Raw genomic sequence first — 11442 nt, forward strand, 5'->3', positions numbered from 1 at the left:
AAAACCTTGCGACTGTTTACTTGTTCAAATAAGTTATTCAGACGCAGGGTTTTATTTTATCTAATTATAAATATTAGCCTTTCCCCTAACCTATCAGCTTTGTAGTGCTTACTTATAGCGTAACTCTTAATGCTATTGGCACTGATTACTTACTTAAGATCTTTTGGACTTCAAACATGTTAGATAGGTGTCCGCTACTTTAAGTCTTTGTTGCCAACAAAACCCCACAGGTTGCTAAAAAGCCACCAGAGAACTTGTTAAGTAACTTTTTCACTTTCTTTCCCTCAAATACAAAACTTACCCTTGACGTAATACAAGCATAGAGACTTAGTGCCCCACCGACAGATATCGTCGAAATCATAAAAATAATAATAACGTCTGATAGTGAAGTTGACTGTAGATCTATAAACGCGGGAAAGAACCCCATATAAAACAATATCGCTTTGGGGTTAGATAAAGTCATTAACATACCAACAGCCACACTTGAAGTTTTTATCCCTTTATCATGAACTCGTGTTGATGTTACAGAAACATCAGAAGTCCATGTGACATAAGCCAACCAAAAGAGATAGGTAATTCCTACATATTTTATGACGATAGCAAACTCACCCATAACGTTTGCAACCACAGATAGACCCGACAAAGCTAGAAAGATAAAGATGTAATCAGCCAGTACCACTCCGAGCACAACTAATAAGCCTTGTTTCCAACCATAAGTAAGAGATCTCGATATAACAGCGAGCACACTTGGTCCCGGAATAGCGGCAGATAGAAGCATCGCAAGAAATAGTGCAATACCCGTTGCTATAGACATAAACCATCCTTTGATTTAACGCCTTACTAAATGGCGAGCAATAGTGGAAATAACAATATCACTCAGCGTATTTTATGAACAACAACTTACCTATCTCGTATTGCATGGTAAACACCCTATAACGATTGATGTTTATAGTCGTGCGTTGCCTCTCATTATGTATCCACTTGATAAATCGCCTTATACATTAGCCGAAAAGATCTTAAACAACATTTTCGGGAACAGTGTGGGTTACGCGCTACATATCCTTAACTTTTATAAGCACTGAGATGTGTTCAAAAAGTGAACCAGTATTCTCTACCTTGCTTATTCATTGCGATGACCGTACTTTGAACATCATTAGTTACTTTATGAATATTTGACTAACTGAATGCACAAGAAATAGGATATACAAGTAGATTAAAATCATGTTCAATTTTAATAAATTTTCCTTAATGAGTAAGAGCAATCAAAATGTCTAATGTCGTTCAATTCTCTGCATTCAGTGGTAATAAGAAAAATAGCGCGGCTTCACCCTCCACATCACCTAGCCCTAAAGCATTAAGGGAAGAAGCCGCACTAAAACAAGACAATTGCTGCTACTTTTGTGGCACTCAAAAAGATCCCAAAGAGCTAAACTGGCTGAATAAAGTAGGCTTTAAACAAAAAACGCATGTTGTTTGCGGTACGTGTAGCTCTGAAGCTAAATCAAGATCAATGGATGAGCTACGCATCATTCTTGCGCTTAAAGCAATGGATTTTAGAACAATTAAACTCAAACAGTTTCTGGAATTAAGAGAAAAAGGCGTTCAAATAGATGGAGTTCGCGACTACAAATTCTACTTTGAAACCATTAATTAATCACATAGCGCATCGCTTTTAACAACATCGATTAACGGGTTTTATTTATTCCATTTTTTGTTTTTTAGATATTGTAAATATCACGTTCATAATCAATTCAATTGTTCTATGTTATTTGCAGCTTATCAAAATGAGATAATAAAAAATGAAGGATTATTTTAATACCCATTACCCTGATGTTGAGTACCTTCGCCGTAAGGCAAAATTCAACTTACCTAAGTTTGCATTTGAATATGTCGATGGCGGCTGCAACATTGAAATGGGACTCAAACGCAATACTCATGATATTCGCCAAATTGAGCTAATCCCCTATTATCTTCGTGATTACAATTCGATTTCTTTAAAAACCACCCTGTTTGGCGAAACGTATGATGCGCCATTTGGTATCAGCCCTGTGGGTTTACAAGGTTTGATTTGGCCAAATGCACCTGAAATATTGGCGCAAGCCGCTTTTGAACAAAATGTACCTTTTATTCTTAGTACTGTTTCAACCTCTCCGATTGAGAAGATTGCCGATATCACAGAAGGTAAAGCATGGTTCCAGCTCTATCACCCTGTTGATGACAAGATTACAGATGACTTACTTAAACGCTGTGAAGATGCTGGGATCAAAACATTAGTATTGCTTTCTGATGTCCCTACTTTTGCTTATCGCCCTAAAGAAATCCGTAATGGTTTAGCTATGCCGCCCAAAATGACATGGCAAAACATTGTCGAAATAATGTTGTCACCCAAATGGGCATTAGCCACGTTGAAAAAAGGACAGCCTCAGTTCGAAACTTTATCTAAATATATGTCAGGCTCAATGAACATGCACCATCTCGCATTATTCATGGATAAAACCTTTAATGGTCGCTTAAGTGAAGATAAAGTCGCACGTTTACGTGACAAGTGGAAAGGCAACCTAGTATTAAAAGGCTTATCAACAGTTGAAGACAGTCAAAAAGCCATTGCGCTTGGCTTAGACGGCATCATTATCTCAAACCATGGTGGTCGACAATTAGATGCAGGGCCTTCTACTATTAGTAAATCCATTGAAATTATGGATAAATGCAAAGGTCAAATTACGATTATGATGGATAGTGGTATTCGTGACGGAGCTGATATTGCTCGTACACTCTCAACAGGAATTGAGTTTGCCTTTCTTGGTCGCAGTTTTATGTATGGTGTTGGTGCGTTGGGTATTAACGGTGGTCATCACACTATTAATATGTTGAAAAGACAACTACAACAAGTGATGGAACAATGTTGTTGTGAATCAGTCAGTAGCCTTACTGATCATATTGCCAAACGTAACCCTTTTACGTTGGATTAAGGCACTGTCTGTACTCATGGATTGTGGGTGCAGGCAGTTTAAAAAACCAACAGTGTTATAGCTAATCTTTTGATTATTCAATAACTTTACTTTAGTTAAAACAGTAATACCATAATAAATACAAAAGGTTACTTATATATTTAAATTATACCTACAGGGTAAACTGCGCTAAGATAGAAAAAAATATAAGATCAAATTACTGTTATGAACCTTACTGCCATCTCTACTCTTCTTATTGAAAATAAGATTTTCGCCAATCCTCGTCGTATTGCTCTACTCAATGCCATCCACCAAACAGGTTCGATAAGCAAAGGAGCAAAACTTGCAGGTATTAGTTATAAAGCCGCTTTTGATGCCGTTAAGGATATGAATATTCTTGCTGGCTCTGCACTTGTAACAAGTGAAAAAGGCGGTAAAGGTGGCGGTGGCGCGGAGCTCACGCGATTTGGTTTACGTTTAGTCCAAATGTATGAACTGCTAAATCAAATTCAAGATATGGGCTTAAAAGCCTTAAATGATGAAAGCGCGCCATTAGATAGTTTGTTGGGTATCATGTCTCGTTTTTCATTACAGACAAGTGCGAGAAATCAATTCTTTGGGCACATTAGTTCTATCGAACGTCATAGCTTGCATGATCGCGTTACGATTACACTTACCGACACCCATAATATCTATGCCACGATCACCCATGGCAGTACGGTAAAACTTCAATTGGAAAAAAACAAAGATGTCGTCGCTCTGATTAAAGGCCCAGCGATTACAGTTTGTAGTGAAGAAAATATGATCCACGGAAAACGTGATCGTTTTGATAACCAATTATTAGGCACGATAACGTCAATTCAGCAAGATACGAAATCAACCGAAGTTACTATCGCATTAAATGATGATATTACCGTCTGTGCATTAGTAGACAATCTAGATCTAATAGAAGAAAACCTTCGTATCGGTATGTCTATTTATGCCCTATTTAAGTCAAATCAAGTCACTATCGCAACAATGTGCTAACAGGTTTATGGAATATCAACAAAGCCACTGTGATCATGCTTTATATTTAATTGATCAGAAAAAGACTGATACTCTTGGTATTGTTTATTGATCAAGGCCGCCCCACCACAAACCATTAATATAAGCGCTAAACGGCTTAACCAAATATTTTCTTTCTGCATTGAATAAAACAATAAAATAACAGCTAGAAGTAATAGCACTACACTCTCAACACTTATATTTTGTATAAAAAAGGTGACCACGACATCAATCCTAAAAGCATAAGTCGACGCAGTTTAATGCTTTTCAAGTGGAAAGCATTGAAAATATTAGCAAAACCCTAATATTTCACACAACTCTGACAATTAAGTGTAAAAACATCACTATTCCAGCAATAGTGATGTTTATTCAATCGCAGTAATTGTTCAAAATTCAATCCATCTTGTTTTGATGTCTATTTAGTAATGCATATTCTACGCTTTTCTCGTTCCAGAAACACATTGCAACAAGGCAAAATACTCCCTCGTCTAAATGAGGTAGGAAGATGAATTATGTATTGCCTCTATATCACTAGCCCACCATCGATTTTCAATGTTTGACCAGTAATGAAGCTTGAATTATCACTCGCTAAAAATAGCACACCATTTGCAATATCTTGCGCCAGCCCCATACGTTTTAGCGGCGTTTTAGACACCATATAATCAATCACTTTTTCAGGTAAATCGACTGTCATTGGTGTTTCAATAAAACCAGGCGCAACACAATTAGCACGTACTTTTGCCCCTTTACGTGCAAACTCTTTTGACCATGATTTTGTCATTGCAATCACGCCAGCTTTTGTCGCTGCATAGTTGGTTTGACCAATATTACCGTCTGTACCAACCACCGATGACATTGTGATAATAGAACCCGAACCAGAAGCCATCATTAACGGAGCAACGACTTGTGTCATGTTAAATACACCTTTCAAATTGACATCAATGACAAGATCCCAATCATTCTCGGACATATTTTCAATTAAGTTATCCCGTGTGATACCTGCGTTATTCACTAATACATCAATGGTTCCATACTGTTGTGCGATTTTTGTGATCGTCTCTGATACATTAGCTCTATCGCATACATTTAATTCAAGTGCAGTTACATTAGGAAATTGTTGCTCTAAATCGGCCATGGCGCCAAAATTCATATCACAAACATATACATGCTTTGCGCCTTGGTTAGCAAAGGTTTCGACAATACAGCGACCAATACCTTGAGCACCACCAGTTACAAGGCAAACCTTATCCGTTAGCATTTTTACTACCCCTCTTAAAAAGACATATTTACTCTATATACTTATTATTACACCCAATACATAAGCTCTAATCTTTACGGCTTAACTTAATAATAGGTAACCTGTCCTCAGCGTGCAGTTGCATTAAAGCAATTCACTCTTGCAAATAATCAAATAACGTTCCACATATAAGAAAAAGACACAATTACCGTGAAGATAGCTTTAAATCATAAACTATAACGTTACTATTTACATTTGATACTCCGGAACGTTATTAATAATGCAAGGAATGCGAATGTTAGACAAAATTGTTTTTTTTCTTCATGTCGTACGCTGCAATTCAGTGACTGATGCTGCAAAACAATATGGTATATCACCGTCTGCTGGTAGTCGCTGGCTCACAGAGCTTGAAGAAAACATGGGAGTTAGCCTTGTTAAACGTACCACGCGAAAAATCACACCAACACAAGCTGGCAGATTACTATTTAAACAATTTAGCCACATCAATAATCAAATAACCGATGCCATTAATGAAATACAAAATTTAGGCAATGATGATATTGGTACAATAAAAATTGCTAGTACCCCTTTGTTTGCTAAGCATTTTTTGAGTAAAATTATTGGTGAATATATCAGTAATAACCCTACTATTAATTTTGTTGTGATCGAAACAGCGTTTGAAGTGGATAATGTCCACGATGTCGATTTTGCCATTCGAGCAAATGCAACTTACCGCGGTTTTCAAAACAAAGACAGTTTACTGGTTAAACGTTCTCTTTTCAGTGAACCGTTAAAAGCCTGTTGTTCGCCAAGTTATATTCAACGCTATGGAGAGCCAATAATACCCCATGATCTAAAAAAGCATTTGTGCCTATTTGCAACAACATTAGTCGGTGGAAACAAGTGGATCTTTGAACAACATGGTGAATATAACTCTGTTCAAATACCTAGATCGGTAGAAGTAGACGACAGTGAAATTTTAAAAAATATCGCCCTAGCCGGTGGAGGGATTGCTTACCTGCCTTACAGTTTGATTAAACACGATCTTCAAGAAGATCGGTTAGTCACGGTATTAAACAATTATGTTAGTAGCGAATTTGAACTGAGTTTGTATTATAAACCAAGAAAATATATGCCAGTGCGATGCGCTAATTTCAAAGATTATCTATTACAACGTGTAAAAGAACTTAACCTCGAGCGTCAAAGCCCTAAACAAAACTAGAAGCCTTACAGCGTATGCTACATATTGATTTATCATCAAATGTATACACACAGTAAGGCTTCAAGAAAAACGGTTATTTATAACTGATTATCAATCGTTAACACCTAAAGTATTTCAACTGTTCGCTTTGCTTTTCAGCAAGATCAGATAACTCTTCACTTGCAACCGTACACTGGCTTAAACCTGATGCATTTTGTCGAATGATATGATGAATATTCTCAATACTATTACTGATATCCATTGTGACTTGTAACTGCTCTTCAGAAGCGGTTGAAACATGGGTATTCATATCACTATTCATTGAAATAGCCGCAGTGATGCCCTCTAGCGCTTCATTTGCTTTAAAAGCAACTAATTTATTGCTTTCTAATGTATCAATTGCAGATTGCATACGCTCATTTGCTGAGGTCGATTGCTCTTGCAGACGCTCTATAATCTGCTGTGTTTCTTTTGTTGATGCTTGTGTTCTTGCTGCTAACTGACGAACTTCATCAGCCACCACGGCAAAACCGCGACCACTTTCTCCTGCGCGTGCGGCTTCTATCGCAGCATTAAGTGCCAATAGATTAGTCTGTTCTGAGATGCCTTGTATCGAGTCAATAACTTGGCTAATTTGCGCCGATTGTACTTTTAGTTGCGCAACAACATCAGCGGCCTCCACTAATGATTCAGCCATTTCTTCATTTGCTTGTTGGTTGTTAGAGAACAAATCAAGGCTCTTATTAGCCAACTCACTGGCACTTTTTGAATTTTCATCAGATTTTTGTGCAGCTTGAGTAACTTCTTGTGCCGTTGTTGTTAATTGATCGATTGCTGTTACCACTTGCTCAATCTCAATCACTTGGTTATTTGCGTGAGTCTCAGAATCTTTCATCACAATTGATAATTCAGTCGATGAGGCTGCGACATTACGACCAACATCATTTAATACCGCCACAGTTGAACGCAATTTAACAATCATGCGATTTAAATTACGTGCCAATTCACCCACTTCATTAGAGCCGTCAACGGTGATTTCATCTTTCAAGTTACCATCAGCTATTTTCTGCATTGCACGTTGCAAATCAGTAATTGGCTTAACAATCATTGAACCAATGACTAAACAAATAATAATAGCGATTATCAATGTAATGATAAATTCATAACCAATCGCATTTATTGTTTGTCCGTGCTCTTTCTTTTGCTGGGTAATATAAGCATCTGCGGTTAAATTTACACGCTTATCCAACGCATCAATTGCTGAAATCATGTCATCACCTAATTGGCGATATTTAACAATATATTTTTGATATTCAGAGTCGGTTATTTGACCGGAATGCCTAAGATCAAGCACTTCTAACATTGTGTCTCGGCTAAAGCTAATATAGCTGATCATTAATGTTCGAAATGCTTCTAATTCTTGGTTTATTTCAGGTATTTTTTGCAATTTTGCAATCGCATTTTTGTTACTTAACTCGCTACTATCAAGAGACTTGGATAACCGTGATAATAAATCTTTATCATAAAGCGCATAAATTGCACTTACTCTCATTGCGTAACTATTGCTAATTAAACTCGCGGTACTATCTTTAGCTTCAACAACTAATTGTGTTGTTGCGTTCATTTTATCAACACTTTCTATAAGGTTATTTCGCCCTAGCATTAGTCCAATAAATAATAAAACAGCCATAAATATAACAGGAATAACTAACTGCAGCTTTATTGATATATCCTTAAGTAAAAACATTAACAACTATCTCCATGTTGTTTGTATTCGTTTTTTATTTCTCGCATCATAAACAGTATTAAATAAATATATCAATAATTTTATTGATATATTTATAAAAAATAATGAATTACTAAAAATCAAGTGAAATCATACGGTTAATTTTCATTCTTTATTTATTCAATCTTATGCATGTTATTTATTCATTATTTAAAAAAATAAACAATCATGCTTTAAATAATTATTTATTTTATTAATCGATGTGATATTTGAGCAATATCAGATATTAAATCTTCATTCACATTACACACAGTATATTAATCTTAATTTACTACATTTCATCCAGCATTTTTTACTTGATGTAGAAATATTTACTCACATTTAGGGAATAACCAACCAAACTAAATACCTAAAAAACACCAGTGTATACCAATAAAGCCTTCACTCTTTTTAAAAAGAGATTATGATTAACAAAGCAAATCGCACAAACGACGATATTTAATACACTATGAATTTATACAACGTACTTCTCCGTTACCCTACTTTACGGACTTTGCTCAACTTTAGAACCAACATCGCTGCATTTAGCTTCATTACTTGCTCAGTACCTTTGTTCCTTATGGGTCATGTAACCATGGGGATTGCATTTTCTCTGGGTAGTATTAGCTGTGGCTTTGCTGATACGTCTAGTGTGACAAAATATCGCATTCTTGATTTTTGTATCGCTATTCCTGTTTTCTTTCTTATCAGCCTAGGAACTGAAGCTGTTTTCCCACATTCAGTCTTATTTGTTATTAGCTTAACGGTTGTCAGTTTTAGCTTATTTATGTTGGCTGTTTTAAGCCCAAGGCTAGGGGCTATCGGTTTTGCCTCCATATTACTCGCTATATACGCTATGTTACTGCATTTAGATGGTCGACCTATTTGGCTTGTTCCTTTGTGGTTAACCTGTGGCGCTTTGTGGTACATTTTTTGGCAAGCGTTAGCCATCTACTTTCTTCCGAACCAAGAATCCAAAGATATCCTGTCTGATTTGTATCAAGCGATTGCTAAAAAGCTTATCACTCACGATCACGGCTTTATTTTTTCTTCCGACAAAAATGAGTTGTTTATTAAATCGGCGCAATTACGATCCCAAATTGCGGGCTTATCTCACACCTTAGAAGGTCGAATTCACCAGCAATTTACTGCTGGTGAAGACAGCGCAAAACTGCAAGATATTTATCGTTTCTTAAAAGTTGCTGAGCGTATTAACGAACAAACACGTTTACTTTATTTCATTCCAACTTCAAATCTCCAACAAACATGTCCTGAATGGTTAGATAAGATTCACCAAGCAACGTTAAAAATAAGTCAATATTTAGAGCAAGTGACTGTCGATAATGTTCATCGTATAAACGTTCCAAGTATCGACTTTGAAGAGTTACGCCAATATACAATACAAGAGAACATAAAAGAGGAAGCACTGGCTGCGCTTTCATATATTAATAAACTGGATATTATCTACTTAACACTTCAGCAGTTGAACCAACAAACAAGCCAAACATTAAGCTCCAGCATTATCAAGCCAATTGTTGTGTCATGGAAATGGCGAGAGTTAGCCTCTAAGTTAACCAGTCAAATTACGTTAAAATCGAGTTATTTTCGACATGCCCTTCGGGGAACATTAAGTTTAGCGACGGGATTAATTATTGTTCGAACATTAAACTTAGACTTTGGTTTTTGGACTCTTATGACTAGTTTGTTGGTATTACGTCCGAATTTATCAATGACATGGACACGACTACTTCAACGATTAACCGGTACAATTTGTGGTTTATTGGTTGTTGTTGCATTACTGCACTTCCAAGTATCGTCAAGCATCCTGCCGTTCATCTTTTGTATCGCTGTAATACTTTTTTTCCATACCTCTGCACGTCATTACGGCTTTGCGGTATTCTGCGTGACTTTGTTTGTATTCGCAGGCTTCTCTCTTAACGGACAAGGCGATAATATTCTTTTACCTCGCCTAGACAGCACTGTTCTGGGTGTTTTCTTACCTTTATTATTTGTATTTATCTTATCACCTGGTTGGAATAAGAAATTATTCCCTACTCAGTTAACGGCAACAACAACAGGCTATATTGATTATCTGGTCTCTTTAAAAATGTACGTAGCAGATAAATCAGATAGTACGGCTACTCAATTACAACGTCACTACCAAGATTGCGTGGTTAACGATACCAATCTGTTTGATCATTGGATGGGCTATTTAGGTGAACCGCATAGAAAGTCACAAACAGGCGAGCATATTTTATTATGCAGTCGCAGCTCTAATATTATCTTGCGTATATTGACCCAACTGAATGAAAACAAGCAGTCTTTGTCACTGGATTCTACCATTGATAGTGATCTAGATAGTGTAATTGCATCTCTAACAGAGCTAGATAAAACACTTAAGAAATCGCAAAACCACACAGAACTATTTAAGCACATATCAAAACAAGAGAAATTGATTTATCAGTCTTTCATCTATATTGAAAATGAAATATACAAACTTGATAACCATACGTTACTGCAGTTATTAGCAAAAGAAGTGGACTTATTTACATCTGCAATCAAAGTTAATAATATTTAACTCTAGAAAGCCCGATAATTATTATCGGGCTTTTTCTTATCTCTTATATTAGAGAAACCTGCTTATTGCTAATAATATCAAAAAATCATACGTCCGTTACTTTTGCAACTTTTTAATCATGACCTTTACTCTCACATGCTGAAGATTAAAATCGTAATACTTCTTTTGGATGAAGCGCTGAACCTCTTTTTTGAGTGAATCAGGCGTTTTATTAATTGGAGCACGGCCAGTGTTGCCATGAATAACACATCGAATCCCTTCTTTGCGATAACGACGCAAGTAACGCTCAACGGTTCTTCGTGATTTTTGCAGCAATTGAGTAGCACTATTGATGGTAATTTTACCCTCAATAACTTTGCTAATGATATCAACAGTGAATTGAGATTTAGCATCCATGTAGAACATCCTTAGCTCCTTCTAAAGTCTAATTAATTACTTTAAAAGATAAGCTAATTCAGTCCCGACATATTACCTTGGTAGTTAGCGTAATGACAAAGTCGCTTGGTGATCACACTGAGCTAGCCATGATAGCTAGCTCGTTGTTGTCGAGTAGACGACACTTGTTACCAAGTGCCGTCCCTCTAAGAACCGTACGTGCAACTTTCACTGCATACGGCTCAAGCCTCCACTAAGGCACCGATTGGCACCCAGCAACTTACAAAGCAGCGA

The 11442-nt window shown here is 36.6% G+C and carries 9 protein-coding genes and 1 pseudogene; 5 read left to right on the forward strand and 5 right to left on the reverse strand.

Annotated elements, in window-relative coordinates:
* Positions 1-199: 199 nt before the first annotated feature.
* A complete protein-coding gene (locus tag C9J42_RS09945; protein ID WP_107301974.1) occupies positions 200-814 on the reverse strand; it encodes a LysE family translocator in 615 nt (204 codons plus the stop codon).
* Positions 815-1267: 453 nt separating this feature from the next.
* On the opposite strand from C9J42_RS09945, the gene C9J42_RS09955 reads away from it, so the two are divergent.
* The 3 genes from C9J42_RS09955 to C9J42_RS09965 all read left to right on the forward strand — a co-directional run bounded on the left by C9J42_RS09955 (position 1268) and on the right by C9J42_RS09965 (position 3974).
* Positions 1268-1654 (forward strand): hypothetical protein, encoded by a 387-nt coding sequence (locus tag C9J42_RS09955; protein WP_107207843.1) that lies wholly within the window; start codon positions 1268-1270, stop codon positions 1652-1654.
* A gap of 145 nt (positions 1655-1799) precedes the next feature.
* The gene (locus C9J42_RS09960; RefSeq protein ID WP_107247012.1) at positions 1800-2969 is read left to right on the forward strand and encodes an alpha-hydroxy acid oxidase; all 1170 of its coding nucleotides are present in this window, start codon (positions 1800-1802) and stop codon (positions 2967-2969) included.
* A gap of 204 nt (positions 2970-3173) precedes the next feature.
* Positions 3174-3974 carry a TOBE domain-containing protein gene (locus C9J42_RS09965; protein ID WP_107247010.1) on the forward strand — a complete coding sequence of 267 codons (801 nt, stop codon included), beginning with the start codon at positions 3174-3176 and terminating at the stop codon, positions 3972-3974.
* A 5-nt stretch (positions 3975-3979) separates the two neighbouring features.
* Here C9J42_RS09965 and C9J42_RS09970 read toward each other — a convergent pair whose 3' ends face one another.
* Complete coding sequence (locus tag C9J42_RS09970; protein WP_107261266.1) at positions 3980-4216, reverse strand: hypothetical protein; 237 nt, start codon at positions 4214-4216, stop codon at positions 3980-3982.
* A gap of 299 nt (positions 4217-4515) precedes the next feature.
* Entirely contained in the window at positions 4516-5250 is a 735-nt protein-coding gene (locus tag C9J42_RS09975; protein ID WP_107247007.1) for a beta-ketoacyl-ACP reductase, read from the reverse strand.
* A gap of 274 nt (positions 5251-5524) precedes the next feature.
* On the opposite strand from C9J42_RS09975, the gene C9J42_RS09980 reads away from it, so the two are divergent.
* Positions 5525-6451 carry a LysR family transcriptional regulator gene (locus tag C9J42_RS09980; protein WP_107247006.1) on the forward strand — a complete coding sequence of 309 codons (927 nt, stop codon included), beginning with the start codon at positions 5525-5527 and terminating at the stop codon, positions 6449-6451.
* Positions 6452-6548: 97 nt separating this feature from the next.
* Here the strand turns inward: C9J42_RS09980 and C9J42_RS09985 are convergent, their stop codons facing one another.
* Positions 6549-8177 carry a methyl-accepting chemotaxis protein gene (locus C9J42_RS09985; protein ID WP_107247004.1) on the reverse strand — a complete coding sequence of 543 codons (1629 nt, stop codon included), beginning with the start codon at positions 8175-8177 and terminating at the stop codon, positions 6549-6551.
* 487 nt (positions 8178-8664) lie between these two features.
* Between C9J42_RS09985 and C9J42_RS09990 the strand changes: the two genes are divergently transcribed.
* Positions 8665-10773 (forward strand): FUSC family membrane protein, encoded by a 2109-nt coding sequence (locus C9J42_RS09990; RefSeq protein ID WP_233220739.1) that lies wholly within the window; start codon positions 8665-8667, stop codon positions 10771-10773.
* A gap of 132 nt (positions 10774-10905) precedes the next feature.
* Here C9J42_RS09990 and C9J42_RS09995 read toward each other — a convergent pair.
* Positions 10906-11178: pseudogene (locus C9J42_RS09995) on the reverse strand (helix-turn-helix domain-containing protein); the annotation flags it as partial.
* Positions 11179-11442 lie beyond the last annotated feature (264 nt).

It is taken from the genome of Photobacterium sp. GB-56, assembly GCF_003026105.1.
Taxonomy (GTDB): Bacteria; Pseudomonadota; Gammaproteobacteria; order Enterobacterales; family Vibrionaceae; genus Photobacterium.

Bases quoted from the DNA above. Each gene is read 5' to 3' on its own strand.
- C9J42_RS09985 (WP_107247004.1), bottom strand. From the start codon at position 8,177: ATGTTTTTACTTAAGGATATATCAATAAAGCTGCAGTTAGTTATTCCT.
- C9J42_RS09980 (WP_107247006.1), top strand. From the start codon at position 5,525: ATGTTAGACAAAATTGTTTTTTTTCTTCATGTCGTACGCTGCAATTCA.
- C9J42_RS09975 (WP_107247007.1), bottom strand. From the start codon at position 5,250: ATGCTAACGGATAAGGTTTGCCTTGTAACTGGTGGTGCTCAAGGTATT.
- C9J42_RS09990 (WP_233220739.1), top strand. From the start codon at position 8,665: ATGAATTTATACAACGTACTTCTCCGTTACCCTACTTTACGGACTTTG.
- C9J42_RS09965 (WP_107247010.1), top strand. From the start codon at position 3,174: ATGAACCTTACTGCCATCTCTACTCTTCTTATTGAAAATAAGATTTTC.
- C9J42_RS09945 (WP_107301974.1), bottom strand. From the start codon at position 814: ATGTCTATAGCAACGGGTATTGCACTATTTCTTGCGATGCTTCTATCT.
- C9J42_RS09960 (WP_107247012.1), top strand. From the start codon at position 1,800: ATGAAGGATTATTTTAATACCCATTACCCTGATGTTGAGTACCTTCGC.
- C9J42_RS09955 (WP_107207843.1), top strand. From the start codon at position 1,268: ATGTCTAATGTCGTTCAATTCTCTGCATTCAGTGGTAATAAGAAAAAT.